Raw genomic sequence first — 26,558 nt, forward strand, 5'->3', positions numbered from 1 at the left:
AACTAGCGCATGGCTGCCTATATTTTCAGACGCCTGCTGTTGATGATTCCGACGCTGTTCGGAATCCTGCTGCTCAACTTTTTAATCATTCAGCTCGCTCCTGGCGGACCTGTCGAGCAAGCACTTGCCCACATGCAGGGCTTTGCCGTTGATGCGACCAGCCGTATCGGCTCGGGTGAGCGCAGTGATATCAGTGCCGACAGCAGCAGTGGTGACTCAAAATATCGTGGTGGTCAGGGCATGGATCCTGCACTTGTTGCGGAAATTGAACAGCTCTATGGTTTTGACAAACCACCTCACGAGCGCTTCTTCAAAATGGTAGGGGACTATCTTCGTTTCGATTTTGGGCGCAGTTTTTTTAGTGACAAACCAGTGGTCGACCTAATTATTGAGAAGATGCCAGTCTCAATCTCCCTAGGCTTATGGACCACGCTGATCACCTATCTTGTCTCTATACCTCTAGGGATACGAAAAGCGGTTAATGATGGCTCCTCCTTCGATATCTGGAGTTCCAGCATCATCATTATTGGCTATGCGATTCCCAACTTTCTATTCGCTATTCTTCTGATCGTACTCTTTGCCGGCGGCACCTACTTTGAGTGGTTTCCACTGCGTGGCCTCACCTCTTCCAACTTTGAAGAGCTGACCCTGCTTGAAAAGATTGGAGACTACTTCTGGCATCTAGCTCTACCGATTGTTGCTTCGGTCATCTCGAGTTTTGCAACGCTCACCATGCTGACTAAAAACGCTTTTCTCGATGAGATTCACAAGCAGTATGTCCTGACTGCACGAGCTAAAGGGCTAACTGAGAAGAAGGTACTCTATGGGCATGTCTTTCGAAATGCGATGCTGCTCATCATTGCCGGCATGCCTGCAGCGTTGATTGGCATTTTCTTTACCGGTTCGATGCTTATAGAGGTGATATTTTCACTCGATGGACTGGGGCTACTCGGCTATGAAGCGGTCATTAATCGCGACTACCCAGTCATCTTTGGTACCCTCTATATTTTTACCTTAGTGGGTTTGGTACTGAAACTTGTTTCAGATGTCACCTACACCCTGGTCGACCCGCGTATCGATTTTGAGAGTCGGGAGGGGTAGATGAGTTCAGTCGTCACGCAGCGACGTATAGCCCGTTTCAAATCAAACAAGCGCGCTTACCTATCACTATGGATATTTGGCGTTCTGTTTATCCTTTCACTTTTTGCTGAACTCATAGCGAATGACAAACCTCTGATCATTAAGAGCGATCAGGGCATCTTCTGGCCAACTTTTTTTGAGTATACCGAAACCGATTTCGGGGGTGATTTTGATGCGCCAGCTGATTATCGAGATCCCTACTTTCAAGAGCTAATCAGCGAGCATAACGGCTGGGCAGTTTGGCCCATCATCCGATTTAGTTATGACACCATTAATTACGATTTAGAGCAGCCCGCCCCCTCCCCACCAACAATGACAAATTGGCTGGGCACCGATGATCAAGGACGTGATGTCACTGCGAGGCTGATATATGGATTTAGACTCTCGGTTCTTTTCGCCACTATCTTGACCCTTGCAAGCTCAGTTATCGGTGTTGCAGCGGGTGCTCTGCAGGGCTATTACGGCGGCAAGCTTGATCTTATTTTCCAACGATTTATTGAGATCTGGTCTGGCCTGCCGGTGCTATTTCTACTGATCATTCTGGCCAGTTTAGTTGAGCCAAACTTCTGGTGGTTGCTCGTCATCATGCTGCTCTTCTCATGGATGAATCTCGTAGATGTGGTACGTGCAGAGTTTCTTCGAGCTCGCAATCTTGAGTATGTGCGTGCTGCTAGGGCTCTAGGCCAACCCAATCTTGTAATCATGTACCGCCATGTTCTGCCTAACGCTATGGTAGCGACACTGACCTTTATGCCGTTCATCTTCAACGGCTCCTTAGTGACATTAACAGCACTCGATTTTCTTGGATTTGGCCTACCGCCTGGCTCGTCCTCCTTAGGTGAGTTGGTCGCCCAAGGTAAAGAGAATCTCCACGCTCCCTGGCTGGGAATGACTGCCTTCTTCTCACTATCGATCATGCTGACACTTCTCATTTTCATTGGCGAGGGTGTGCGTGATGCCTTCGACCCGAGGAGAGTGTGATGAACAAACCTCTACTCAAAGTTGAAGATCTAACAATACAGTTTGAACAGCAGAGTCCGGCAGCCGTTAATAAGATCAGTTTTGAGATCAACCGCGGCGAGTGTGTCGCTTTAGTAGGTGAGTCAGGATCCGGTAAATCTATTAGTGCGCTTTCGCTACTGGGGCTTCTTCCAAAATCTGCTGCAATCAAGAGCAGTTCTATTCAGTTCGACGGCACTGAACTAGCAAACGCCGACGAAAGAACATTGCGGGGGCTAAGAGGTAGCCGAGTGGGATATATCTTCCAAGAGCCCATGACCTCGCTTAACCCTCTTCACACGATCGAGAAGCAGATTGCAGAAACCTTGCTGTTGCACCGAGGCATAACAGGAAAAGCGGCTCAAAATCGCACCCTGGAGCTTTTAGAGCTTGTTGGGTTACGTGATGCAGCTTCACGGCTTAAATCCTATCCGCATGAGCTATCTGGCGGCCAACGCCAGCGTGTCATGATCGCAATGGCTCTTGCTAATGAACCTGAGTTACTGATTGCTGATGAGCCAACCACTGCGCTTGATGTCACCATTCAACAGCAGATTCTTGAGCTGTTGGCAGATCTGCAAAAACGTTTAGGCATGGCGGTACTGATGATTACTCACGATCTCAATATCGTGCGCCGCTTTGCAGATCGCGTCTACGTCATGAGGTCGGGCGAAATTGTTGAAAGCAACGAAACTCTCCAGCTCTTTGATCATGCCACCCACCCCTACACTCAGGAGCTTATCGATGCTGAACCTCAGGGTTCACCGGAGCCTATTAAAACTAACGCAAACCAATTACTAGAAGCATCTAAAATTCGTGTCTGGTTTCCAAAAACAGGCGGACTTTTTAAAACTGTTTATGACCACATCCGTGCGGTGACTGACGTTGATGTCGAGCTCAAGTGTGGGGAGACACTGGGAATTGTCGGCGAATCGGGTTCTGGCAAATCGACGCTTGCACTGGCCCTGTTGCGACTCATAAAGAGCGAAGGCGCGATAAAACTCAATGGCGCAGATATCCACCATTTCAACCAACAACAAATGCGTCCTCTTAGAAAGGATATTCAGATCGTATTCCAGGATCCATTTGGCAGTTTAAGTCCACGTATGACCATCGAGGAGATTGTCGCTGAGGGGCTGGAAGTCCAGAGTATGACAAATGCTGCAGAAAGGGAGCAGCGGGTTATTGAGGCTCTAGAAGACGTACAGATAGATCCAAGTTTCAGGGGCCGCTACCCCCATGAGTTTTCAGGTGGCCAACGGCAGCGTATCGCCATCGCACGAGCATTAGTACTTCGCCCTCAACTCATTGTGTTGGATGAACCAACATCTGCATTGGATCGCACGATTCAGAAGCAGGTCATTGATCTATTACGCGGTTTACAGAGTAAGTATGGTCTAAGCTATCTCTTTATCAGCCACGATTTGGCTGTCATAAAAGCGATAAGCCACCGTGTTATGGTGATGCGACAAGGTGAAGTGATAGAGAGCGGTTCAACCGAGCAAATTTTCAATTCGCCAATTTCAGCCTATACGAAAGAGTTGATTGCAGCCTCAGGGCTTGAAAAAGGGTCACTAGAACCATAAATAAGAAAAACCTATTAGGTTAGTAGAAACAATTAATTTCTACTTTCAAAATAAGCTAACTATTATGAGACTCATCTCATTAACTAACAGACGGAGATCAAACAATGTCTAGCTACATCAACCAAGAAGTTAAACCTTTTAACGCTACAGCTTTCCACGCTGGCCAGTTCGTTGACGTTTCAGAAGCAGATCTGAAAGGTAAATGGTCAGTAGTTTTCTTCTACCCAGCAGACTTCACTTTCATCTGTCCAACAGAACTTGGTGACCTAGCTGACAGCTACGCTGAATTCCAGAAGATCGGTGTTGAGATCTACGCTGTATCAACTGATACTCACTTCACTCACAAAGCATGGCACGACTCTTCTGAGACTATCGGTAAGATCAACTACCCAATGGTAGGCGACCCAACTGGTCAGATCTCTCGCAACTTCGACGTAATGATCGAAGAAGCTGGTCTTGCTGAGCGCGGTACTTTCGTAATCGATCCAGAAGGTAAAATCCAGATCGTTGAGATCAACTCTGGTTCTGTCGGCCGTGACGCTTCTGAGCTTCTTCGTAAGATCAAAGCTGCTCAGTACGTAGCTGCTCACCCAGGTGAAGTATGTCCTGCTAAATGGAAAGAGGGTGCTGCAACTCTAGCTCCTTCACTAGATCTAGTTGGTAAAATCTAACCACTAGCTCTTCGCTCGAGGCTGCAATCGCAGCCTCGACACCCCTCTTTTCTCTTAAATATCCTTAGTTAAATTTTTTGCGTGAGGTCCATCATGTTAGATGCTTCTATTGTTAAACAACTCGATCAATACCTCGGCTTCATGAAACAGCCAATAGAGATCAAGTTAGCTTCAGATGATTCAGCTAAAGGTATTGAACTACGAGAACTGGCAACGACGCTTGCAGAGCGTAGCGACAAGATCACACTCAGCGAATGGAGCCATAAACGTGTGCCATCGATGGGTATCTGTGCGCAGGGCGAATCTGAGCCACGCGTAATCTTCTCTGGTATCCCTATGGGCCATGAGTTTACATCACTTATTCTCGCCCTTTTGAATGCTGGCGGTCACCCAAGCCGCGAACCTGAAGAGGTTCAAGAGCAGATTAAAACACTTGAAGGCGAGATGCACTTTGAGACCTACATCTCGCTCTCTTGCCAGAACTGCCCCGATCTAGTTCAAGCGCTCAACCTGATGGCGCGACTCAATCCCAACATCACCAGCACAATGATTGATGGTGCCATCTATCAGGATGAGGTTGAAGAGCGCCAGGTGATGGCTGTTCCTGCCGTTTACCTAAACGGTGAACTCTTCACCCAGGGCCGTACAGAGCTTAAAGAGATGCTCGCTAGACTTGATACTGCCGGAGCGGCAAAACAGGCTGAAGCGCTCTCTGAGCGCGAACCATACGATGTTTTGGTTGTTGGCGGCGGTCCAGCAGGTGCAGCGGCAGCAATCTATGCTGCTCGCAAAGGCATTCGTACAGGTTTAGTGGCAGAGCGCTTTGGTGGTCAGGTACAGGATACTGTAGGGATTGAAAACCTAATCTCTGTACCTTATACCGAGGGTCCAAAACTAGTCTCTAGCATGGAGCAACATGTCAAAGAGTACGATGTCGATATTATTACATCGCAGCGTGCCAACAAACTTAGTGAGTTAAATGGATTACATGCGATCACTACAGAGAGCGGCGCCACCCTAAAGGCCAAGACATTAATCTTGGCGACAGGGGCTCGCTGGCGTGAACTGAACGTTCCCGGTGAAGCTGAGTATCGCGGCAAAGGGGTAGCCTACTGCCCACACTGTGACGGCCCGCTCTTCAAAGGTAAGCGTGTAGCAGTGATCGGTGGTGGTAACTCAGGCATTGAAGCAGCAATTGACCTTGCAGGAATCGTAGCTGAAGTTACTGTTCTTGAATTTGGCGATACCCTGCGTGCAGATCAGGTACTGCAGAACAAAGCGAACTCAATGCCAAATATCACTATCATCAAGAATGCGCAGACGACTGAAGTGACCGGTGATGGTAATAAGGTCAACGGCATTACCTATAATGATCGCGTGTCAGGCGAATCTCACCACATTGAACTTGAGGGTATCTTTGTTCAGATAGGTCTTGTGCCAAACACTGAGTGGCTAAAAGAGAGCGCGCTGGAACTGACTAAGTTTGGTGAAATCCAAATTGACGCCAAGGGCGCAACAAACCTAGCAGGTGTGTTTGGTGCTGGCGATGCTACAACGGTTCCTTACAAACAGATTATTATCTCGATGGGCGCCGGCGCAACCGCTGCTCTGAGTGCATTCGATCATCTAATTAGAAACTAACTAAACTAATTAGTAAGTCCAAAAAGAAGGCCAGCATGATGCTGGCCTTTTTAGTGGGTCTGTTGAAGTTTAGTTGATCTTAATCTCAGCTTTAGACTTCAACTGATTGAAACGCGCTTGGAAGGCTGCACTACCCTCTGCAGTCGCTAGCATTCGAGCAATTTGCGAGCGCAGTTCTGGCTGAATAGCATCCGCAGACTGGCCAACCGCATCCACAGTTACCACTACTGCACCACCGTCTGCTGTCGCAACAGTCGCGTAGAAGCGAGAATCACCCTCTGGGCGCGCAAGAGCAAAGGCTGCATCAATTACAGCAGGCTCTAGGCCGTTTTGCGCACCACGCACAACAGCAGAATAGGTAGTCCAATTCAACTTCTCACCCGCTTTTGCTTTCTCAACAGTTTGCTGGGCAAGGGTCATAGCCTGTTCTGCAGCGCGTTGCTGTTTAAGTTCAGCAACTAGGTTCTCTTTAACCTCGTCTAGAGCAAGTGTGCGAGCAGGAATAAGCTCCTTCAGATGCATAACCAGAGTTCGGCCAGAGTTTACCTCGATTGGATCAGAGTTTAGCTTCTCTTTAAGTACCATATCAGCAAAAGCAGCTCGAATCACCTTCTGCTCAGCAAAGTCTCCTTCACCACCCGCACGAGAGAATGGCGCTGAAGTTTCGATTTTCAGACCGAGCTCATCAGCTAGGGCAAATAGATCTCCCGAAGAGAAAGCTAGATCGGCTAAACGCTCCATTGATGTTACGTAGAGCTGTTCTGCATTCTGCTCAGCTACTTGCTGACGTAACTCCTCTAGCATCTCTGCTTTAGAGGGAACTTCAGCTTTACGAAGGTCATTTAATTTAATGAGGTGGATACCAAACTCCGTCTCTACCGGTGCAGATACCTGACCCACCTGAAGCGAGAATAGTGCATCATCAAATGGACCTTCGAATAACCCCTTGGTTAGGTAACCCAATTCACCACCTGAACTTGCAGAGAGCATATCCTGAGAGTTTGCTTTCGCCATCTCAGCAAAGTCAGCACCTGCATTGATTTTCGCCAATAGCTCTTCAGCTTTAGCTTTAGCCGTTGCAGCATCCTGCTGGTCATTCACTTCAAATAAAATGTGAGAAGCTAGTCGCTCTTCTTTAGCATCAAATGTTGATGTGAATTGCGAGTAGGCACTATTAATTTCTGCATCAGTGACAGAGGCAGTATCAACGAACTGATCACGCGTTAGTGCTACATACTGAACAATAACCTGCTCATCTGTTGCCAATGAACCTTTGCGGGACTCATAGAGAGCTTGAACATCTGAGTCAGCAATATCGACTTTTTGATCAGCAGCTAGCGTAATTACTCGTAGATCACGCGTTTGGGTATTAAGCGCAAGCAGACGATCTAGCTCAGCATCCGTCATAAACGATGATTCACTGTATGCGCCACGCACCTGGTTAACCATCGTTTCACTGCGCAGCAGTTCACGGTAGCTTAGTGGCGTAAAACCTGCACTACGAAGAGCCAATTCGAACTGATCGCGATCAAAACGGCCGTCGCGCTGAAAATCTTTTGTAGTCACAATAATCTGATCTAACAACTGATCAGAGACAAATAGCCCCTTCTCTTCAGCATCAGCGACCTGCAATGTGCGATCGATTAGATTTTCAAGAACAACTTTACGTAGAAGCACATCATCAAGCAGTGCTGGATCAGCTTTATCACCCATCTGTGATAGAACCTGACGACGTTGAAGTTCAACAGCACGGAAAAGCTCACCCTTCTCAACAGCCTTACCATTTACTTCGGCTGGAGGCGGTTCAGCGGTTGCTAAACCTACAAGTGAGTCGACACCCCATAGGGCAAATACAACAATAATTAAACCGACAAGAATCTTCGCGATGATACCCTGCGAATTGTCGCGCATAGATTGCAACATGAGTGGTTGTCCTTTGAATTAAAAAAAGCGCATTCGGTGAATGCGCTTTTTTTGTAAGGCTATCTCAGTGGATGTACGAGAACGTACGCGCCTTACTGAGTAAAACGTATTACTTATTTACTGCGTCTTTCAGAGCTTTACCTGGCTTGAAAGTTGGCAGAGTAGCCGCAGCGATCTGGATTGGTGCACCAGTCTGTGGGTTACGGCCAGTGCGTGCTGCACGTGATTTCACAGTGAAAGTACCGAAGCCAACTAAAGCAACTGAGTCGCCTTTAGCTAGTGCTGCAGTTACTGCTTCTAGTGCTGCATCAAGAGCACGACCAGCTGCTGCTTTTGGAAGATCTGCTGATGCTGCGATTGAATCGATTAGTTCAGATTTGTTCACGTTGTTCCCCTTTGGAAATATGTAGTGATATTTGTTCTTTTACTGGTTAAGCACCTGTGGAGTATTTATACCAACTGTATTTCCTAGGTGTCAACAACTGAAACCTAGAAAATACGCGGTTTCGACTAATGTGTACTGATTGACTCCCCAGTCAATTTCTCTTTTGTTGTTTCAGACGCAAGCTCTTTAACCTCACTTTCAGTTAAAGGCTTAGGTTGTTCAACTAGAGCTACACTCAAAACCTCATCAATCCATTTAACTGGAATTATGCTGAGATCTGCTTTGATATTGTCAGGAATCTCTTTTAAGTCGCGACGATTCTCTTCAGGAATCAATACAGTTTTAATGCCGCCACGGTGCGCTGCCAAGAGCTTCTCTTTCAAGCCTCCAATAGGTAAAACCTGGCCACGAAGAGTTATTTCGCCTGTCATTGCCACATCAGCTTTAACTGGAATTCCTGTAAGGGCAGAGACAAGAGCAGTACACATACCGATACCCGCACTTGGGCCATCTTTAGGGGTAGCCCCTTCAGGTACGTGAATGTGAATGTCACGCTTCTCATGGAAATCACTAGCAACCCCTAGGCTAGAAGCACGATTTCGTACCACTGTCAGAGCAGCCTGGATAGACTCTTTCATAACATCGCCCAGCGAACCAGTCAGAACCTGACGTCCTTTACCTGGCACAACTGCACTTTCAATCGTCAGGATGTCACCGCCAACTTGAGTCCAAGCAAGGCCTGTAACCTGGCCCACCTGGTTATGCTCTTCAGCACGACCGAAGTTAAATTTATGAACACCTAGGTAGTTCTCGAGGTTTTCTGAAGCAACCGAAACAGTTTTAGCTGCGATCTCTCCAAGAGAGATCTCTTTTACCACCTTACGGCAGATTTTAGAGATCTCACGTTCCAAGCCACGCACACCAGCTTCGCGAGTGTAATAGCGGATCATGTAGGTGATCGCGCTATCTTCGATCGTCAACTCACGCTCTTTCAAGCCATTCTGTTTGATCTGCTTAGGCACCAGGTAACGACGCGCAATATTATGCTTCTCGTCCTCGGTGTAGCCAGGAATACGGATAATCTCCATACGATCAAGAAGTGGGCCAGGAATATTCATCGAGTTAGAGGTACAGATAAAGAGTACTTCAGAGAGATCGTAATCAACCTCTAGGTAGTGGTCGTTAAAGGTACTGTTCTGCTCTGGGTCAAGCACTTCAAGTAGCGCTGAAGATGGATCACCACGGTGGTCCATACCCATCTTGTCGATCTCATCGAGCAAGAAGAGTGGGTTTTTCACCCCAACTTTAGCCATCTTTTGAACTAGCTTACCCGGCATAGATCCAATGTAGGTGCGGCGATGACCACGAATCTCTGACTCATCACGCACACCACCCAAGGCCATACGGATATATTCGCGATTCGTCGCTTTGGCGATTGAACGCCCTAGCGAGGTTTTACCCACACCTGGAGGCCCTACAAGACAAAGAATTGGCCCACGTAACTGGCGTACACGCTTCTGAACCGCTAAGTATTCGAGGATACGCTCTTTTACCTCTTCAAGACCGTAGTGGTCCTGATCAAGAATCGTGCGTGCACGCTTCATATCAAGACGCACTTTAGAGCGTTTATTCCAAGGTACCTGCAACATCCAATCGATGTAGCCACGAACAACGGTCGCCTCAGCGCTCATCGGTGACATCATCTTAAGTTTATTAAACTCTGCGCGCGTCTTATCAAGCGCATCAGCAGGCATACCAGCCTCTTCAATGCGACGAGAGAGCTCATCAAGATCGCTACCGCCAGACTCATCAAGATCACCTAGCTCTTTCTGAATCGCCTTCATCTGCTCATTCAGATAGTACTCACGCTGACTCTTCTCCATCTGCTTTTTGACACGAGAGCGAATCCGTTTTTCTACTTCAACAAGATCGATCTCAGACTCCATCAGTGACATCAGATGTTCGAGACGCACTTTAGCATCAAGCATCTCAAGAAGGGTCTGCTTCTGATCAAGTTTTAGGGACATGTGAGCGGCGATTGTGTCAGCCAAACGACCAGGCTCATCAATATTATTTAGAGAGGTCATCACCTCTTGAGGAATCTTCTTATTGACCTGGATGTAGCGCTCAAACTGCTCAAGCGCCGAGCGTTTGTAGACATCTGACTCTGCATTGTTAACCTCTTCGACATCCAGCACTCGAAGGTGAGCCGCGTAGTGCTCTGACTCTTCAAAAAAGCTATCTATCTGTGCACGGTACTCACCTTCGACAAGCACTTTTACGGTACCGTCAGGGAGTTTAAGCATCTGCAGTATTGTCGCCACTGTGCCTGTAGAGAAGAGATGATCGAGTTTAGGCTCATCTTCTGAAGCACTGCGCTGAGCCACTAACAGAATCTGCTTATCTCTTAGCATCGCTTCTTCAAGCGCTTGAATAGATTTTTGACGACCAACAAAGAGTGGGATAACCATATGTGGGTATACCACTACATCACGCAGCGGCAATACCGGTAAATCTATCACTCTGTTATCTGTGTTCTGATCTTGATTATGATCCATACAAGGCCCCTCAAAACTCTAAATAGGCTAATGCTTTAACTATGGGGTTAATTTGATTTATTACAAGCTTATTAATGACAATTTTTTGATCCCAAAAACAGATAACGCCTCATGTGAGGCGTTACTGACTATTTAAAGTAAGCGTTGTCTGTATGCGAATGGTCGGTAACATCTCGGACACCCACCAAGCCTGGCACTCGCTCTATTAGGGTCTTTTCAACACCATCTTTAAGTGTCATATCAACTGCACTACAACCCTGACAACCACCGCCAAATCGAAGAATTGCGATGTAGCCGTCATCAGTCTCAACCAGCTCCTCCAATTTCACCTCGCCACCATGTGATGCTAGACCAGGATTGATATCCGAGTAGAGAATGTAGTTAATCTGCTCATTCATTGGGCTGTCAGCAGAAACCTTAGGGACCTTTGCATTAGGTGCTTTAATCGTCAGCTGCCCCCCCATGCGATCAGTTGCATAGTCGATGAACGCTTCGTCTAAGTAAGGGATGCTATTTCGCTCGATGTAGAATTTGATCTGTTCAAAATCCATAATCTCATCTTCACCATTCACCTCTTCAGGTCGGCAGTAAGCAAGACAGGTTTCTGCGTAGCTTGTGCCTGGCTGAGTCACAAAAAGACGAACCGCCATGCCCTCAACATTCTGCTTAGCTAGTAACTCGGCAAGATAACCCTGCGCGCCCTCTGTCACATCGATATTTAACATTCTCAGATAACTCCAAAAAACACTTTTGACCTATGGAAGCTAGGATACCCTGTTCCTATTTCCGAGTAAAACACTCAATTATTAATATTGGTTCTATTTTTGCTACAATAGAGCCTTCTAAACCGAGGCATTTTTAATGTTTGAGCACAGCCTGTTTACCTCTTTCTTTTTGATCTTCTCTGGCGCGGCTGTACTTGCCTCTATCGCTCTATTTACGCGACAACCTCTACTTGTGGCATATATAGTCCTAGGTGCCCTATTTGGCCCTTATGGCCTTGAATTGGTCACCGATACCAACCTACTTTCGGATATCGCCCATATCGGCATCATCTTTCTGCTTTTCCTACTTGGCCTGGATATGCAACCTAGCCATCTCATTCATATGCTCAAGAAAGCGACACTTGTAGCAGTTGGCAGTTCAATAATCTTTCTAGGTCTTGGATTCGGCGTTGGCATAGGCTTTGGATTCACACAGTCTGAGTCGGTCATGATTGGCGCAGCAGTCATGTTTTCAAGCACCATCATAGGCATCAAGTTACTTCCAACGACTGTGTTACACCATCGGCACACAGGTGAACTAGTGGTAGGACTATTACTGCTTCAGGATGTCATCGCGATACTGGTGCTATTAATGCTCAACAGTGGCAGTGGCGGTGACCCTCTGATTAGCTTCGCGAAATCGGCTATTGCGCTTCCTGCTATGGTGATTCTTGCTTGGCTAGGTGTTCGTTACGTGATTCTGCCACTACTAATGAAGTTCGACCGTTTCCACGAGTATATCTTTCTAGTAGCTATCGGCTGGTGCTTGGGTATGGCCGAAGCGGCTCAACTAGGGGGACTATCAGCAGAGATGGGAGCATTTATTGCAGGTGTAACTCTCGCTACCAGCCCGATATCTCAATATATCGCCACTAGCTTAAAGCCCTTGCGCGACTTCTTCCTGATACTATTTTTCTTCTCAGTTGGCGCAAGTTTTAACTTAGAATTGATACCTCTTATTGCGATACCTGCCGTCGTTCTTACTTTGGCTATTCTAGGTGTTAAGCCAGTCGTCTTCTGGGGATTGCTACGTAAGATTAGTGAATCAAAAAATACCGGTTGGGAGATCGGTTTCAGACTTGGTCAGATATCAGAGTTCTCGCTACTCATCGCCTACCTCGCTTTTGACTCAAAGATGATTGGCATCGAAGCGTCCCACCTCATTCAAGCTACGGCTATTTTGAGCTTTTTGCTATCCACTTATATTGTGATTTTTAACTACCCTACCCCGATTGCCATCAAAGACGCTTTGAGACGCGATTAAGGACTCTTCATGAATCAAAGACGTATCCGTTATGGCGGCCTAAAAGCTAAGAGAACATCTTCTGTCACAAGCAACCTACCAGATCAGATAGAAATCAGTGGGCTCTCCATAGAGGGTCGTGGTACGGCACGAATCGATGGCAAGCTCATTTTTGTCAGTGGTGCCCTCCCTAACGAGACCGTTTCAGCAAGGCTTGAGAAATCAGACAAGCGCTTTGATGAGGCAGAGGTTGATGAGATTTTTACCGCATCAGACAATCGAGTAACGCCGATATGCAAACACTACGAGAACTGCGGCGGCTGTGACCTACAACATCTCGAGACACTAAAAGCGGTTGAGCTGAAACAGGAGCAGATTCTTTCAATCCTTGAACGCCAAGCGAACCTCACTCCTAAAACAGTTGATGCGCCGCTTCTCAGTACTAAAACATCTGGCTATCGCAGAAGCGCACGAGTAGGAATCAATCAACGTGAAACTGGCGAGTTACTGATAGGTTTTAGACGCGCTGCGAGTAACAAACTGGTCAACATCGACCAGTGTCCAGTTTTAACCGAGCGGATGAACGAATTTCTCTCTGCACTGCGAGAAACGCTTACCCCTTTCGACAAACTGAAGATGCTGACCCATATCGAGCTGGTCGATGGCGACACCGGGTTAAATGTTGAGATTAGAGCCACCAAAGGACTTAGCGATGAACTTCGCCTTGCACTCACAGAACTCGCCAAGTCAGCCCAAACCAACCTACGTATAGCGCTAGATAGCCAGACCGTCGAATTGAACCGTTGCTTCGAGCCTAGCTATCAACTGAATGAGCAGTCACTTAACCTTGAGTTTGATACCACTGACTTCCTGCAGGTGAATGCAGAGGTCAACCAACAGATGATCAATCGTGCATTGGAGTGGCTGAAACCAATAGACACTGACCAGGTGCTCGATCTCTTTTCAGGGTTAGGGAATTTCAGCCTGCCCTTAGCTCAGATCTGTGCTGGGGTTACGGCAGTAGAAGGTAGTGCCAAGATGGTAGAGCGATCTCTAAGCAATGCTCGCCTCAATGGCATCGATAACATTGAAGCCTACAAAGCAGACCTGAGTCAGGTTACACCTAGCGTGCATTGGTTAAAGAGGTCATATGACTTGATTGTTATAGACCCGCCAAGAACTGGCGCTGCAGCCATCATACCGGCGCTTGAACAGCAAAAACCGAGAGCGCTTCTATATGTTGCTTGTGACCCGATGTCATTAGTAAGAGACTCGCAGTTGCTTGTAGCACAAGGATACAAACTAAGTCGTTTAGCTGTTGCAGATATGTTCCCGAATACCCACCATATAGAGACTCTGGCGCTTTTTGAGGCGAACCGATGATCAAGGCGCACTTTGTCGATGAGTCGATGCTGATTCTAGAGAAGCCGGAGGGTATGCTATCTGTTCCAGGGCGAGGTGAAGATAAACAGGAGTGTCTCTGGAGTCATGCGTTAGAGCAGTGGCCAGATGCTCTGATTGTACATCGCCTAGATTGTGCCACCTCCGGCTTGATGGTTTTGGCACGCTCTAAAGAGGCACATAGAAACCTCAGCATACAGTTTCAAAACAGAGTCCCTTTTAAACGCTACGCGGCACTGTTAGATGGGGATTTAGGCAGAGAAGATGGCTGGGTAAATCAACCTATGCGCTGCGATTGGGAGCGTCGTCCTATTCAGATCATCGACCATGAACAGGGTAAAAACGCACTCACCTTCTATACAAATCAGGGGCTTGAGAACTATAAGGGTCGCACTGTGACCCGTGTATCACTCTACCCCATTACTGGTCGATCACACCAACTGCGTGTTCATGCACAATTTTTGGGGCATGCGATTATTGGGGATCACTTCTATGCACTAGAGGATGCAAAGCAGATCGCAAACCGACTCATGCTGCATGCTGATTTACTTGAACTAGAACATCCAGTCACTGGCGAGCGTTTAAGCTTCACCTCACCCGCCCCCTTTTAAACGCTAACTTTTAAAAACAAAACGGCGCTCAAGAGCGCCGTTTAGATGATTTTTAGCTATGGTCAGTAGCTACAAGTGGGTACTAAATCTTAGAACTGAATACCAAGACGACGACCCACCTCTTCGTAGGCTTCGATAACACCGCCTAAGCCTTGACGGAAACGGTCTTTATCCATCTTTTCACGAGTCTCTTTGTCCCATACACGGCAGCCATCCGGAGAGAACTCATCGCCAAGAACCACTTCGCCATTGAAGATACCAAACTCTAGTTTGTAGTCGACTAGCAACATTCCTGCATCAGCAAACATCTTCTTAAGGACTTCGTTCACCTTAAAGGTCAGCTCTTTAGCACGCGCCAACTGGTCTGGTTTAGCCCAACCAAAGGTCTCAACAAGAGACTCATTAACCATAGGATCGCCCAACGCATCATTCTTCAGGAAAAGCTCAAAGGTTGGTGGAGTTAACTCCATACCCTCTTCAACACCCAAACGACGCACAAGTGAGCCCGCTGCAATGTTACGAACAACACACTCAACCGGCATCATTTCAAGGCGCTTAACAACAGACTCATTATCAGAAACGAGCTTCACAAAGTGAGTTGGTATACCAGCATCTGCCAACTTCTGCATAATGAATGCGTTAAATTTGTTGTTGACCATACCTTTACGGTCCAACTGCTCCATCTTCTTGCCATCGAATGCCGAGGTATCATCTCGGAACTCCAATACCATTAGATCTGGATCGTCAGTTGTGAATACCGACTTCGCTTTCCCTGCGTATAGCTCTTGACGCTTTTCCATTTAAATCTCCAATCCGCCCATACTCTATAGGCTGAAATAACTATTTAAGGTGATCTTTGATCGCCCAAAGTAACTCTTCTGCACCCTGCGCATTTGCCGCTTCACCCTTTTCATCTTTAACAGACAAGAGAACCCCTGAGCGGGCGCGGTTGAAGTGCAACTGATAACGTTTGTAAGTATAGGTATCGCCATCGGCATTAGTGCGCTGCTGATTGTCTTGACCGAAGACATAGACAACTCGACCACCCATCCAAACTTTAAAGCCTTCCATATTCTGTAGCTCTTCTTGAGTTGGCTCAGCGCCCACAACTATAGCATCAGGATCGGAGCTATAAACTACATTCTCTTTAACCGCTTTTGGCTCTTCGCTACCAGGGAATTTAATCGTAATTGGGCCAGTCTCTCTCGCACGCAACCACTCTAGGAAACCCTTAGGCTCCTCTTTAATCACTGAGTGTTTGTAAGTGAGGTAGATAACACCACTCTCCTGATCACGAGTACCCACATCGATACCTGCAGTATCAAGTGAAGCATTAACAAGATCCCAAGCCTCATCACCCGATGCACGAACGTTCAACAGCGGCTGATTGCGTGAATCCATACCCATCTGAGCAGTTGGACCCTCACCCTTCTCGAACTTAGAGAGAGTAGGCGCAGTCGCACTAATATCGCCACGGCTAAGGTAGTTAAGCATCGCGAACATAATCTCGTTTGAGTAATCGAGTTCAGTTGCGTCCTTACTCCAGTTCACTTGATCTTTATCGCCACTCAATGGAATCTGCGCTTGTTGCAAACTGATTGCGGTTCTTGCGGTGTTTTCAGGATCAGGGCGCAAACGAACACGCAGTTTATTCAATGAGGGTTCATTAGCTTCAGAGTTGAACTTAAGATTATTGAGCAAACGTTGAAGGTAACTAAGATCTTCACCCTCTACGCGAATCCATTCAGACTCCATCACACCTTCACGTGGGTCTGAGGTCTCAAGTTTGATCTCTGCATCACTCCAGAATGGCTGTAGTTCACGCCAAACAAGATCAATAGGCTCATCAACGATGATGACACGATCACCCTCTAGCGGACGAATTGAAGCGCGATCATTACCTTCCGCTGCGAAGAAGAACTCTGGACGCGGAGCCTCTGGTACAAGTTCTGCAGAGGCAACAAGGGATTCATTGATCTGAGGTACAGTCAGGACATCCTGAGTAGACTTAGCATCTAACTCTGCTGGAATCTCAAGACGCTTACCAGCTTGCGCATACGCATACTCCTGACCACGGTCACGAATGACCCCATTCTCACCGTAGATTGGGTTATCTTTGACAGCACAACCTGTGGTAACAAGAATGGCAGTTGCCAGAATCGGAAACTTAAGTTTCATGGGCTCTCCCTATTAGAGTAGACCGGTAGCCTTTAGTGCTTCGATCACCACAGGGCGATTAGCTTCAGAAAGTGGCGTCAGTGGTAGACGGATGCCAGGACCAATTAGACCCATCTCATGCATCGCCCACTTCACTGGAATCGGATTCGACTCAACAAAGAATTTGGTGTGTAGTGGCATCAATTTTGCCTGCAGTGCACGTGCTTCATCGAAGTTCTTATCAAGACCTAGCTGACAAAGTTTGCTCATCTCTCCTGGAGCCGCGTTAGCAGTCACAGAGATATTACCGTGACCACCCAGAAGAATTAGCTCGATCGCAGTTGCATCGTCGCCAGAGTAGATAGCGAAGTCAGCAGGTGCGTTATCGATCAAGAATTTAGCGCGATCTAAATCACCCGTCGCCTCTTTGATGCCGACGATGTTTTTCACTTCAGCAAGACGCAGAGTCGTTTCAGGCAGCATGTCGCAGGCAGTACGGCCTGGCACGTTGTAGAGAATCTGCGGAATATCGACAGCTTCAGCAACCGCTTTGTAGTGAAGGTAGAGACCCTCTTGAGTCGGCTTGTTGTAGTAAGGCGTCACTAATAGACAAGCATCTGCTCCCGCCTCTTTTGCACCACGAGTCATCTCGATCGCTTCACGCGTTGAGTTAGCGCCAGTACCAGCAATAACAGGAATACGACCTGCACAACGTTTTACAACATGGCTTACCACTTCAAGGTGTTCATCGTAATCGAGTGTTGCTGATTCGCCAGAGGTACCCACCGCAACGATTGATGCAGTGCCCTGTTCAATGTGCATATCGACAATTCGGTCAAGTGCAGCCCAATCAACATCACCGTTGTCATGCATAGGTGTAACCAGTGCTACTAGACTTCCAAGAATCATTAAATCACCTTTTTAGGTAGAGCCAGCTAAGCGTCGTAATCGCGACATACCACTTGTTAGCTGATAATTAAAATTTCAAGCGAAACATTTTAAACGAATTAGGGTTAATATTCGTAGTAGTGAAGAGACTTTTTATCGATCTTTTAGGAGAAATTATGCTCGAGATAGGAAAACCCGCTCCAGATTTTGTTGCCAAGGATCAAAATGGTGAGCAGATCACACTGAGTCAGTTCAAAGGCAAAAAGGTGATTCTCTACTTCTACCCGCGTGACAACACACCTGGATGTACGGCACAAGCCTGTGATCTTAGGGATCACCAGACTGAATTAAATGCCAGCAACTATGTAGTTATTGGTGTGAGTACTGATTCAGAATCTAAGCATCGCAACTTTATCGAGAAGTACGATCTCCCTTTTCCACTGATTGCGGATACTGAAAATGCTGTTCATGAGCTCTATGGCACTTGGCAGCTGAAAAAGAACTATGGCAAAGAGTATATGGGAACGGTAAGAACCACCTTCGTCATTGATGAAGATGGCAACCTTGAGAGCATCATTGAGAAGGTTAAGACCAAAGAGCACAGCGCTCAGATTTTAGGGGCGTAAAGCCTCTCCCTCCAACCGCCTCTTATGCAAGAGGCGGTATATCCTCAGACTTAGGCCAAGCATTCACAATAGACTTAACAAGCGTCGCCAATGGAATAGCGAAGAAGACGCCCCAGAATCCCCAAAGACTGCCAAATACCAGTACAGAGACAATGATTGAAACTGGGTGCAAGTTAACCGCTTCCGAAAAGAGCAGTGGCACTATGACGTTGCCATCAATCGCCTGAATAATGGTGTAGGCCACCATCAGGTAGATAAATTGATCGCTCCATCCCCACTGAAAGAAGGCAATCAGTGCAACTGGCAAGGTAACTATCGCGGCGCCGATGTAAGGTATTAACACTGAAAGCCCTACAGCCAAAGCTAAAAGCGCTGCATAGTTAATATCTAGAATGACGAACGCGATGTAGGTTGCAACACCGACGATAACAATCTCTATCGCCTTGCCTCGGATATAGTTAGCCAACTGCATATCCATTTCCGCCCAGACTTGACGAATAACTGGACGATGATCAGGAAGGAAGGCTGTCCACCCTTTGATCAACTTGTCACCATCAAGCAGGAAGAAGAGAACCAACATGGGTACCAACACAAAGTAGATAAGAACAGTTAATACACCTGTTAAGGAGTTCAGTGAGAAGTTAAATACCCACTGACCAAGCTTACTCGCTTCACTAGCCGCACCACCGATGATGCTTCTAATCTGCTCTGCCGTAATAAATTGCGGATAGGCGTCAGGCAGTAACATCAATGTCTTTTGAAGCTGGCCAGCCATACGCGGCAACTCATTAAAGAGGTTGACCAACTGAGTCCATACAAGTGGCAGAATAATTAAAAACAGAGCAGCAACGACCCCTGTAAACAGAGCGAACACTATGAAAGCCGAGGTTTTATGGCCGACACCCAAGTCGCGCAACTTCTCCAAACCGCCCTGCATCATAAAGGCGAGAATTAGACTGGCAAATACTGGGATCAGCGCACTGCCGAGGTACCAAATCGTTAAGGCCGCAGTGAAAAGCAGAACAAATAGCAGGATAGCCTCTTCATTAGAGAAGTAGCGCTGTACCCACTTACTAAAAATTTTCTGCATCGATTAATCGCCTCTTCGCAGTAGGTGAATATAGACCTGATCGATCTCAACCGTAGAGATCAGTTCATGTGATGATAGATCAGCGTACGCCTTGAAGTCTCTGACAGAACCAGCGTCTGTTGCCCTAACTTCAAGAACTTGCCCAGGCTGTAGCGCATGAAGCGCCTGCTTTGCCTTCAACAATGGAAGAGGACAACTTAAACCCGTTGCATCTAGGCTTTTATCAATCTGAATCTCTGTCATACTTAGTTCAGGTATAAATCGTTAAATACTCGCCGCAATGTAACCGATTCAATCGATAAAGGCTAATTCAGCTAATATGCAGATTCTCCGAACATTTCTAAGCTGCAAGCAAATAGGTAGCGCACTATTCAATAGCACTCTATTAAGCAGAGCACTTTTGACTACAGTTCTAATTGCTGCGCCATCTAGCCAAGCACTAGACCTGCAACTCCCTGAGATCGGCAGCGCAAATAGTTCAGATATTCAATTTGAACAGGAGTATGAGCTTGGCCAAGCCTGGGTACGATTAATGCGAGCACAGGCTGACCTGCTCAATGAGCCGATCATCGAGAGTTACCTCCGCGATCAAGTGTGGAGCTTGGTTCCCTACTCAGAGTTACAAGATAAGCGCCTAGAACTGTTGGTAATTGATAACTCAGAGATCAACGCCTTCGCTGCCCCTGGAGGGATAGTAGGTATCAACGGCGGACTTCTATTGGCTGCACAACATGAAGCGCAACTGATGTCGGTGATTGCCCATGAGTTCGCCCACCTTAGCCAACGCCACTTTGCTCAACAACAGAGTGCTGCAGAAAAACGCCAACCTCTGGTTCTTGCTGGAATCGTTGGCAGCATCTTGCTATCAGGAATTAGTGCTGATGCCGGTGCGGCAATGTTGCATGGCACTGTTGGAGCTACCCAAAGCCTTGCTCTAGCCTACAGCCGACAGCACGAGACCGATGCGGATCAAACAGGCATGCGAACTCTGGCTAACGCTGGTTACGATCCACAGGCGATGCCACAAATGTTTGCTCTACTAGCGAGTGCGAATCGTTTTAGTAGCGATAACCTACCCGAATTTCTTCGTACCCACCCAGTGACACAAGCTCGCATAGCGGACTCAACCAACCGAGCACTTGCCTACCCTATTGCCAACTACAAACAGGAAGATAGTGATCGTTTTCTTATAGCAAGAGCACTCACCGCGATCTATTACCAGAGTGAAGAGCAACTCGTACTAGAGCAGGATAAGGGCGAGGATCCGAATAACTTTCAAGGGCTGATTCGTTTCTTTAAAGCGGTCAAAACTGGAGATAGTGAAGCTGCAGACCAACTATGGCAAAAGCTCGCGTCACAATGGAGTAGTCATCCCTGGGTAAAAATTGTTCGTATTGAACAGCTTTCAAACGAGAAGCGTTGGCAAGAAGCAGCGGTGATTAGTGAAGAGCTATTAGCACTCTATCCTGGTGACTATGCTGTGCGACGAGCTGCAGCGAAACTCGCATCAGATAACGGAGATCTTAGCCGTGCCACTCAGATTTACAGAGACCTGATTCGAGACGACCCAACTAATACACAGCTGTGGTACAACCTAGCCGAGCTATATGGGTTGCAGCAAAATCTGGTACAACTACACCGTGCGCGTATAGAGTTTTTTGCTCTGCGCGGCGAGTATGATTTAGCGCTTAGACAGATCGAGTTTGCCCGCCGTGACGCTCGACGCAACGAAGGACAACTCGGTTATCTGCAACAGCGCGAAGGTGAAATCAAAGAGCTACAGAAGCAGATGGATAAGCTGCTCAACTAACTCAACCTATATAACTAGCCAGCCTGAAAACTAAGCATGCGCTGCAGAGGACGCAGTGCATCGATACGTAACTGCTCGTCTACATGCACTTCATCCTTACCTTCACGAAGTGCAGAGAGAATATTCTCTAGTCCATTCATCGCCATCCACGGACAGTGTGCACAACTACGACAGGTTGCACCTGAACCACCCGTAGGCGCCTCAATAAACTGCTTACCCGGAGCTGCTTGCTGCATTTTATAGAAAATACCGCGATCAGTCGCAACGATGAAGGTAGAGTTTGGCAGAGTCTGCGCAGCTTTAATCAACTGACTTGTCGAGCCAACAGCGTCCGCAAGCGCCACGACCGATTCTGGAGACTCAGGGTGGACAAGAATTGCTGCATCAGGGTAGACCTGCTTAAGGTCCAACAAGCCTTTCGCTTTGAACTCTTCGTGGACAATACATGCGCCATCCCAAATCAGCATATCAGCGCCAGTCTCTTTTTGAACATAACCACCTAGGTGCTTGTCTGGTGCCCAGATAATCTTCTTATCTTGGTCTGCAAGATGCTCAACTACCTGCAGGGCAATACTCGAAGTCACTACCCAGTCAGCCCGCGCTTTAACGGCTGCAGATGTATTTGCGTAGACCACAACCTCATGATCCGGGTGAGCATCACAAAAAGCACTAAACTCTTCTACAGGACAACCAATATCCAGAGAACAAGTCGCCTCTAGGGTCGGCATAAGAATACGTTTCTCTGGACTCAATATTTTTGCAGTCTCGCCCATAAAACGAACACCCGCCACTACTAAAGTGGACGCAGAGTGGTTTGCACCAAAGCGCGCCATCTCAAGCGAGTCTGATACACACCCACCGGTCTTTTCAGCTAGCGCTTGAACCAGTGGATCTGTGTAGTAGTGGGCAACCAGACAGGCATCACGATCTTTAAGCTCTTGCGTAATCTGCTCTTCAAGATCAGCTATCTGGGCAGCACTTAAGTCAGTCGGCAAATGCTCCTGAGCAAAGTGTTCCTGAATCATAATTCGCTGTTCTAGATCGGCTTTAGTACGCATAACAACCTCAAAAATATTGAAGGCGCGATAATAGCACACCCTAAATTCATGAAAACAAAAAAGCGCCTTTCGGCGCCTTAAACTTAGTTCTGATAACGAGTTGGATCAGGCACGCCTGAATCAGCAAAGCCCTTAGCCCTTAGGCGACAACTGTCACATCGACCGCAAGCACGACCCTCTTCATCGGACTGATAGCAAGATACTGTTAGAGAGTAGTCCATACCCAATTTGTGGCCTGCTTCAATAATTTCAGCTTTGGTCAGATCGATAAGTGGCGTGACAATTTTGAATGGTTCACCCGTCACGCCATTGCGCGTTGCAAGATTAGCCATCTGCTCGTAGGCTGCAATGAATTCTGGGCGACAATCTGGGTAACCAGAGTAATCAACCGCATTGACACCAATAAAGATCGCATCAGCATGCAAAACCTCAGCCCAGGCCAACGCCATAGAGAGAAAGATCGTATTGCGGGCTGGTACATAGGTGATTGGCACACCCTCAGTTTCACCTTCTGGCACTTCAAGTGAGGCGTCTGTAAGAGCAGAACCACCAAATTGAGCCAGATCGAGATTAAAGACCCGGTGCTCTTTAACACCGATCGATTCACAAACTGCTTTAGCAGCATTCAATTCAGTTACGGCACGTTGGCCATAGTCGAAACTGAGTGCATAGCACTCGTAACCTTGAGATGCAGCAATCGCAACGACAGTTGCCGAATCAAGACCGCCCGAAAGCAGTACTACCGCTCGTTTGGTAGATGTACTCATATCAAAAAAGTTCGCTTGGGTTTAACGAGGTTTGTAGTTACGTGCCAGACCAGCTGCTGAGCTAGTTGGATACTCATCAAGCAACATCTGGAAAGCGAGCGCTTGACCAGTAGCATCACCACGACGATCCTTTACAACACCCAACTTGTAGAGTGCATCGGGACGTTTACGATGAGCGGGAAACTGGCTAACAACCGATTCAAAAGCGAGCTGAGCAGCTTCTAGCTCCTGCTGTGCCAATTTAACTTCACCAATCCAGTAATAGGCATTGGCTAGATTGTCACTCTCAGGGTAGAAACGAATAAACTCTTGAAAGGCAGCAATAGCTTCATCGAACTTGCGTTCACGCACCAAACCAAAAGCGTTCTGATATGCCGTCTTATCATCAACAGTAGGAACTGGCACAGGCTCAGGTTGCACAGGCTGTTGAGCAACAACCGGCTGATCAACCACCGCTTGGCCAATCTGCTGATCGGTAATTGGCTGTTCCGTGACTGATGTATCAGTTACACCTGTTACCGAAGACGGAGAGTCACTAGCGACTGCATCAGAAGGTGCCGAAATAGGCGAATCACCCTGCTGCAAAATCAACGCACTAAGACGACGATCAACATCACGGTAACGGTCCAACTGGTCTTTTTCCAAGTTTTGCAAACGATACTGCTGAGTTTCAATTTCGCCGCGTAACTGGCGAACTTCAGCCTGAAGCTGCTGAATTAACAGAACCAATTCACTGTTAGCTGACGCGCTGTGGTTAGCCGCAGAAACAGGACTGCTGGCAAAGCCAGCAGTCATTAGAGCGATTACAAGTGCTTTTTTCATTAGCGGCTTGTGTAGCTCAACTCAACGCGACGGTTAAGCGCCCACTCAGATTCAGTGTGACCAAGCATTGCTGGCTTCTCTTCACCGTAAGAGATAGTTTCGATCTGGCTGCTGCTAGCACCGTTAACCATCAGTAGACGAGCTACTGCATTAGCACGCGCTTCACCTAGAGCGATGTTGTACTCACGAGTACCGCGCTCATCAGCGTGACCTTCAAGACGAACAGTCGCACTTGGGTTATTAGCTAGGTATTTAGCGTGACCTTCAAGATCTGCGAAACCTTCCTGTTTAACAACAGACTGATCAAAGTCGAAGTAGAAAACAGTACGTAGCTTAGCAACATCAGACCATGCAGCGCCTGCAGCCACAGCTGAAGTGCCAGCGCCCTGTGCATTAGCACCATTTGCAGCGCCATCAGCACCACCGCCTGTTGTTGTGCTGGTAGAACTACAACCAGCAAGCGCTACTGCTGCAGCTAGAGCTGCTACTCGAGTCAATTCGATTGCGCGCATTTTCATACTCCTGAATTCGAAATTATTAGGTAAAAGTTACTTTAGAACTTAGTACGCTTAACCTATATGTAGTTGCGTGTAAATTCAAGGTAACGAATAAAAAAGTTATACATTTCAGTGATTTTAAGGATTAGTACTGCTCTATTCCGACAATAAACCAGTCCCCACCTACACTCTCCTTAGCTCGACATAGATGCCAAACCTCAGAAAATTCAGTCGCGTCTGATTTACCATCTTCACGAATCCAACCGTGAAACAGCATACTCACAACAAACTGATCTAAATCCTCTTGGAAGTTACCCAACTCCGCAATCACCGAAACGACCTCAGTATTCTGAACATCCGGCAACATTTCACGATTCTTTTTAAGTGAAACCAGCAGTTCTGGCGAAGTGTAACTTCCTATTTCACTCCAGTCCTGACGATCCCAAGCTGACTGTAGTGTTTTAAAGTGAGCCTCAGCACCAGCAACAAATGCTTTTGCGTCGAACCAATCTGGCGTCTCGATATCAACTTGCTGAAGACCTGCTGAAAGCCCACCCCAGCCATCTGAGGATAGAACTGCCTCACTGTTACGTGCCATCGGTATCTCTGGTGGTGCCTGATGTGCACCATATCCGCCCGCCATAGCAGGAGCTCTTCGCCCGCCAAAAATGCGAACTAGCATAAAGATCACGAGAGCAATTAATAGGATATCCATTAACTGGATCCCCTCAAAAGCGCCACCAAACAGCATTGCACCCAAAAGACCACCCGCTAGCATGCCACCCAGCAAGCCACCCATTGAAGGCTTAGCACCCTGCGTAGGTTTTGAGCTAGCTGTTGTTGCACTCTTAGATGGAGTTGGAGCTGGCGCCACTTTTTTCGGCATAGAGTAGCTTTTACCCAGACTAAAACCGCCTCCGAAGCGTTTTGCCTCTGCAAAGTTGGGTGCTGAAATGAGTGTGATCGCCATCAAGAGGCTGAGCAGATACTTCATCTGTTCTCCGTAGATAATTTTAGGTTTTGCTTGTTTGAGCTCTGGCAGCAAGTACGCGCGGTACTATAGCAAGCCAGATACCCAATATGATCATTGAAATTCCGACCAGATGGTACCCGTGAATCGACTCGTTTAAAACGATCACTGAGAGAATTGCACCAAATACCGGCATCAAGTAAATAAATAGCCCAGAGGTTGCCGCGCCTAGCTGCGCAACACCGCGATTCCAAAAGCTGAACGAGAGAATCGAAGGGAAGATTGCAATGTATACCATCAATCCCCAGATCGATGAGGTTAACTGTGGGATATGCAGCCCACCTTGCTCGACCAGCATGAAGGGGGCAATTGAGAGTGTACCTATCAAGACAGAGAGGCCAAAGAAGGTGAAAGGCTCCAACCCTTTCGGCATGTAGCGCAGGGTCACTGAGTAGATTGCCCAATCAGCGACAGCCACTAAAACCCACAGATCTCCGGGGTTTAGATGCAAAGTCATCAAACGTGCAGGCTCACCCTGAGTTATAAGTGCAACCACCCCTATAACCGATGAGATAATGCCTAGCCACTGCAGTGTAGAGACGCGCTCTTTAAAGAAGATACGGCTCAACAATAGAATCAACACTGGGATAAACGCATGAAGAAGCGTCACGTTAGTTGCCGTGGTTGTCTCAACAGCAAGGTAAATAAGCGTGTTAAAGGCGCCCACACCCGTGATCGATAGCCACAGAAGTATCGGAACATTTGACCGAATTATTGACCATTGACGCTTAGCTACCGGCAACCAAAAGGGCATCACGATCAAAAAGGCAAAACCCCAGCGCAAAAATGCGGTCATGAACGGGTCTGTCACATCAGCAACACCTCGCACCAGAACAGAGTTTGTCGCCCAAAAAAACGTTGTTAAAACCAATAATAGATAGGGCATCTGTC

General features: G+C 47.3%; 25 protein-coding genes. 10 read left to right on the forward strand and 15 right to left on the reverse strand.

What is annotated here, in order from left to right; translation table 11 throughout:
* Window positions 1–9 precede the first annotated feature (9 nt).
* The 5 genes from HH196_RS05560 (at window position 10) to ahpF (ending at window position 6,037) form a co-directional block, all read left to right on the forward strand.
* Entirely contained in the window at window positions 10–1,101 is a 1,092-nt protein-coding gene (locus HH196_RS05560; protein WP_169451169.1) for a microcin C ABC transporter permease YejB, read from the forward strand.
* The gene (locus tag HH196_RS05565) at window positions 1,102–2,121 is read left to right on the forward strand and encodes an ABC transporter permease (protein ID WP_169451170.1); all 1,020 of its coding nucleotides are present in this window, start codon (window positions 1,102–1,104) and stop codon (window positions 2,119–2,121) included.
* Entirely contained in the window at window positions 2,121–3,725 is a 1,605-nt protein-coding gene (locus HH196_RS05570; RefSeq protein ID WP_169451171.1) for an ABC transporter ATP-binding protein, read from the forward strand. The genes HH196_RS05565 and HH196_RS05570 overlap by 1 nt, the downstream gene beginning before the upstream one ends.
* 104 nt (window positions 3,726–3,829) lie before the next feature.
* Window positions 3,830–4,396 carry an alkyl hydroperoxide reductase subunit C gene (ahpC, locus tag HH196_RS05575; RefSeq protein ID WP_169451172.1) on the forward strand — a complete coding sequence of 189 codons (567 nt, stop codon included), beginning with the start codon at window positions 3,830–3,832 and terminating at the stop codon, window positions 4,394–4,396.
* 93 nt (window positions 4,397–4,489) lie between these two features.
* A complete protein-coding gene (gene ahpF / locus HH196_RS05580; RefSeq protein WP_169451173.1) occupies window positions 4,490–6,037 on the forward strand; it encodes an alkyl hydroperoxide reductase subunit F in 1,548 nt (515 codons plus the stop codon).
* 69 nt (window positions 6,038–6,106) lie between these two features.
* On the opposite strand, the gene HH196_RS05585 is transcribed toward ahpF, so the two are convergent.
* From HH196_RS05585 to nfuA, 4 genes are all read right to left on the reverse strand, one after another.
* The gene (locus HH196_RS05585; RefSeq protein ID WP_169451174.1) at window positions 6,107–7,960 is read right to left on the reverse strand and encodes a SurA N-terminal domain-containing protein; all 1,854 of its coding nucleotides are present in this window, start codon (window positions 7,958–7,960) and stop codon (window positions 6,107–6,109) included.
* A 109-nt stretch (window positions 7,961–8,069) separates the two neighbouring features.
* The gene (locus HH196_RS05590; RefSeq protein ID WP_248276826.1) at window positions 8,070–8,345 is read right to left on the reverse strand and encodes an HU family DNA-binding protein; all 276 of its coding nucleotides are present in this window, start codon (window positions 8,343–8,345) and stop codon (window positions 8,070–8,072) included.
* A 125-nt stretch (window positions 8,346–8,470) separates the two neighbouring features.
* Window positions 8,471–10,903: an endopeptidase La gene (lon, locus tag HH196_RS05595; protein ID WP_169451175.1), complete on the reverse strand. Its 2,433-nt coding sequence runs from the start codon at window positions 10,901–10,903 to the stop codon at window positions 8,471–8,473.
* Window positions 10,904–11,031: 128 nt separating this feature from the next.
* Window positions 11,032–11,628, reverse strand: a complete 597-nt coding sequence (gene nfuA / locus HH196_RS05600; RefSeq protein ID WP_169451176.1) for a Fe-S biogenesis protein NfuA — start codon at window positions 11,626–11,628, stop codon at window positions 11,032–11,034.
* A gap of 136 nt (window positions 11,629–11,764) precedes the next feature.
* On the opposite strand from nfuA, the gene HH196_RS05605 reads away from it, so the two are divergent.
* The 3 genes from HH196_RS05605 to HH196_RS05615 are packed head-to-tail and all read left to right on the forward strand — an operon-like array spanning window position 11,765 to window position 14,922.
* A complete protein-coding gene (locus tag HH196_RS05605; protein WP_169451177.1) occupies window positions 11,765–12,931 on the forward strand; it encodes a cation:proton antiporter in 1,167 nt (388 codons plus the stop codon).
* 9 nt (window positions 12,932–12,940) lie between these two features.
* Window positions 12,941–14,293, forward strand: a complete 1,353-nt coding sequence (rlmD, locus tag HH196_RS05610) for a 23S rRNA (uracil(1939)-C(5))-methyltransferase RlmD (protein WP_169451178.1) — start codon at window positions 12,941–12,943, stop codon at window positions 14,291–14,293.
* Entirely contained in the window at window positions 14,290–14,922 is a 633-nt protein-coding gene (locus HH196_RS05615) for an RluA family pseudouridine synthase (RefSeq protein ID WP_169451179.1), read from the forward strand. The genes rlmD and HH196_RS05615 overlap by 4 nt, the downstream gene beginning before the upstream one ends.
* An 89-nt stretch (window positions 14,923–15,011) precedes the next feature.
* On the opposite strand, the gene purC is transcribed toward HH196_RS05615, so the two are convergent.
* The 3 genes from purC to dapA are packed head-to-tail and all read right to left on the reverse strand — an operon-like array spanning window position 15,012 to window position 17,988.
* Window positions 15,012–15,722, reverse strand: a complete 711-nt coding sequence (gene purC / locus HH196_RS05620; RefSeq protein ID WP_169451180.1) for a phosphoribosylaminoimidazolesuccinocarboxamide synthase — start codon at window positions 15,720–15,722, stop codon at window positions 15,012–15,014.
* A 40-nt stretch (window positions 15,723–15,762) separates the two neighbouring features.
* A complete protein-coding gene (gene bamC, locus HH196_RS05625; protein ID WP_169451181.1) occupies window positions 15,763–17,100 on the reverse strand; it encodes an outer membrane protein assembly factor BamC in 1,338 nt (445 codons plus the stop codon).
* A gap of 12 nt (window positions 17,101–17,112) precedes the next feature.
* Window positions 17,113–17,988, reverse strand: a complete 876-nt coding sequence (gene dapA, locus HH196_RS05630; RefSeq protein ID WP_169451182.1) for a 4-hydroxy-tetrahydrodipicolinate synthase — start codon at window positions 17,986–17,988, stop codon at window positions 17,113–17,115.
* 155 nt (window positions 17,989–18,143) lie between these two features.
* Between dapA and bcp the strand changes: the two genes are divergently transcribed.
* Entirely contained in the window at window positions 18,144–18,593 is a 450-nt protein-coding gene (gene bcp, locus HH196_RS05635; RefSeq protein ID WP_371807835.1) for a thioredoxin-dependent thiol peroxidase, read from the forward strand.
* Window positions 18,594–18,615: 22 nt separating this feature from the next.
* Here bcp and HH196_RS05640 read toward each other — a convergent pair whose 3' ends face one another.
* Together HH196_RS05640 and HH196_RS05645 are read right to left on the reverse strand one after the other, a co-directional pair.
* Window positions 18,616–19,683: an AI-2E family transporter gene (locus HH196_RS05640; RefSeq protein ID WP_169451183.1), complete on the reverse strand. Its 1,068-nt coding sequence runs from the start codon at window positions 19,681–19,683 to the stop codon at window positions 18,616–18,618.
* 3 nt (window positions 19,684–19,686) lie between these two features.
* Window positions 19,687–19,926: a sulfurtransferase TusA family protein gene (locus tag HH196_RS05645; RefSeq protein WP_169451184.1), complete on the reverse strand. Its 240-nt coding sequence runs from the start codon at window positions 19,924–19,926 to the stop codon at window positions 19,687–19,689.
* Window positions 19,927–20,083: 157 nt separating this feature from the next.
* Between HH196_RS05645 and HH196_RS05650 the strand changes: the two genes are divergently transcribed.
* Window positions 20,084–21,493: a M48 family metalloprotease gene (locus HH196_RS05650; RefSeq protein WP_169451185.1), complete on the forward strand. Its 1,410-nt coding sequence runs from the start codon at window positions 20,084–20,086 to the stop codon at window positions 21,491–21,493.
* A gap of 14 nt (window positions 21,494–21,507) precedes the next feature.
* Here the strand turns inward: HH196_RS05650 and nadA are convergent, their stop codons facing one another.
* The 6 genes from nadA to HH196_RS05680 all read right to left on the reverse strand — a co-directional run bounded on the left by nadA (window position 21,508) and on the right by HH196_RS05680 (window position 26,553).
* Window positions 21,508–22,518 carry a quinolinate synthase NadA gene (gene nadA / locus HH196_RS05655; protein WP_371807852.1) on the reverse strand — a complete coding sequence of 337 codons (1,011 nt, stop codon included), beginning with the start codon at window positions 22,516–22,518 and terminating at the stop codon, window positions 21,508–21,510.
* Between the two features lie 116 nt (window positions 22,519–22,634).
* On the reverse strand, window positions 22,635–23,318 hold the full coding sequence (gene queC / locus HH196_RS05660; RefSeq protein ID WP_169451187.1) for a 7-cyano-7-deazaguanine synthase QueC: 684 nt from the start codon (window positions 23,316–23,318) through the stop codon (window positions 22,635–22,637).
* A 21-nt stretch (window positions 23,319–23,339) separates the two neighbouring features.
* Entirely contained in the window at window positions 23,340–24,140 is an 801-nt protein-coding gene (gene ybgF / locus HH196_RS05665) for a tol-pal system protein YbgF (protein ID WP_169451188.1), read from the reverse strand.
* Window positions 24,140–24,652 (reverse strand): peptidoglycan-associated lipoprotein Pal, encoded by a 513-nt coding sequence (gene pal / locus HH196_RS05670; RefSeq protein ID WP_169451189.1) that lies wholly within the window; start codon window positions 24,650–24,652, stop codon window positions 24,140–24,142. The genes ybgF and pal overlap by 1 nt, the downstream gene beginning before the upstream one ends.
* Before the next feature lie 130 nt (window positions 24,653–24,782).
* A complete protein-coding gene (locus HH196_RS05675) occupies window positions 24,783–25,631 on the reverse strand; it encodes a Tim44 domain-containing protein (protein WP_169451190.1) in 849 nt (282 codons plus the stop codon).
* Window positions 25,632–25,650: 19 nt separating this feature from the next.
* Window positions 25,651–26,553 (reverse strand): DMT family transporter, encoded by a 903-nt coding sequence (locus HH196_RS05680; RefSeq protein WP_169451191.1) that lies wholly within the window; start codon window positions 26,551–26,553, stop codon window positions 25,651–25,653.
* Between the last annotated feature and the right edge of the window lie 5 nt (window positions 26,554–26,558).

Source organism: Marinobacterium sp. LSUCC0821 (genome assembly GCF_012848475.1).
Lineage (GTDB): Bacteria > Pseudomonadota > Gammaproteobacteria > Pseudomonadales > Balneatricaceae > Marinobacterium_E.

What these genes read in the sequence shown, in the direction of transcription:
- HH196_RS05560 (WP_169451169.1), top strand. Translation starts at nt 10, where the DNA reads ATGGCTGCCTATATTTTCAGACGCCTGCTGTTGATGATTCCGACGCTG.
- HH196_RS05565 (WP_169451170.1), top strand. Translation starts at nt 1,102, where the DNA reads ATGAGTTCAGTCGTCACGCAGCGACGTATAGCCCGTTTCAAATCAAAC.
- HH196_RS05570 (WP_169451171.1), top strand. Translation starts at nt 2,121, where the DNA reads ATGAACAAACCTCTACTCAAAGTTGAAGATCTAACAATACAGTTTGAA.
- ahpC (WP_169451172.1), top strand. Translation starts at nt 3,830, where the DNA reads ATGTCTAGCTACATCAACCAAGAAGTTAAACCTTTTAACGCTACAGCT.
- ahpF (WP_169451173.1), top strand. Translation starts at nt 4,490, where the DNA reads ATGTTAGATGCTTCTATTGTTAAACAACTCGATCAATACCTCGGCTTC.
- HH196_RS05585 (WP_169451174.1), bottom strand. Translation starts at nt 7,960, where the DNA reads ATGTTGCAATCTATGCGCGACAATTCGCAGGGTATCATCGCGAAGATT.
- lon (WP_169451175.1), bottom strand. Translation starts at nt 10,903, where the DNA reads ATGGATCATAATCAAGATCAGAACACAGATAACAGAGTGATAGATTTA.
- nfuA (WP_169451176.1), bottom strand. Translation starts at nt 11,628, where the DNA reads ATGTTAAATATCGATGTGACAGAGGGCGCGCAGGGTTATCTTGCCGAG.
- HH196_RS05605 (WP_169451177.1), top strand. Translation starts at nt 11,765, where the DNA reads ATGTTTGAGCACAGCCTGTTTACCTCTTTCTTTTTGATCTTCTCTGGC.
- rlmD (WP_169451178.1), top strand. Translation starts at nt 12,941, where the DNA reads ATGAATCAAAGACGTATCCGTTATGGCGGCCTAAAAGCTAAGAGAACA.
- HH196_RS05615 (WP_169451179.1), top strand. Translation starts at nt 14,290, where the DNA reads ATGATCAAGGCGCACTTTGTCGATGAGTCGATGCTGATTCTAGAGAAG.
- purC (WP_169451180.1), bottom strand. Translation starts at nt 15,722, where the DNA reads ATGGAAAAGCGTCAAGAGCTATACGCAGGGAAAGCGAAGTCGGTATTC.
- bamC (WP_169451181.1), bottom strand. Translation starts at nt 17,100, where the DNA reads ATGAAACTTAAGTTTCCGATTCTGGCAACTGCCATTCTTGTTACCACA.
- dapA (WP_169451182.1), bottom strand. Translation starts at nt 17,988, where the DNA reads ATGATTCTTGGAAGTCTAGTAGCACTGGTTACACCTATGCATGACAAC.
- bcp (WP_371807835.1), top strand. Translation starts at nt 18,144, where the DNA reads ATGCTCGAGATAGGAAAACCCGCTCCAGATTTTGTTGCCAAGGATCAA.
- HH196_RS05640 (WP_169451183.1), bottom strand. Translation starts at nt 19,683, where the DNA reads ATGCAGAAAATTTTTAGTAAGTGGGTACAGCGCTACTTCTCTAATGAA.
- HH196_RS05645 (WP_169451184.1), bottom strand. Translation starts at nt 19,926, where the DNA reads ATGACAGAGATTCAGATTGATAAAAGCCTAGATGCAACGGGTTTAAGT.
- nadA (WP_371807852.1), bottom strand. Translation starts at nt 22,518, where the DNA reads ATGATTCAGGAACACTTTGCTCAGGAGCATTTGCCGACTGACTTAAGT.
- queC (WP_169451187.1), bottom strand. Translation starts at nt 23,318, where the DNA reads ATGAGTACATCTACCAAACGAGCGGTAGTACTGCTTTCGGGCGGTCTT.
- ybgF (WP_169451188.1), bottom strand. Translation starts at nt 24,140, where the DNA reads ATGAAAAAAGCACTTGTAATCGCTCTAATGACTGCTGGCTTTGCCAGC.
- pal (WP_169451189.1), bottom strand. Translation starts at nt 24,652, where the DNA reads ATGCGCGCAATCGAATTGACTCGAGTAGCAGCTCTAGCTGCAGCAGTA.
- HH196_RS05675 (WP_169451190.1), bottom strand. Translation starts at nt 25,631, where the DNA reads ATGAAGTATCTGCTCAGCCTCTTGATGGCGATCACACTCATTTCAGCA.
- HH196_RS05680 (WP_169451191.1), bottom strand. Translation starts at nt 26,553, where the DNA reads ATGCCCTATCTATTATTGGTTTTAACAACGTTTTTTTGGGCGACAAAC.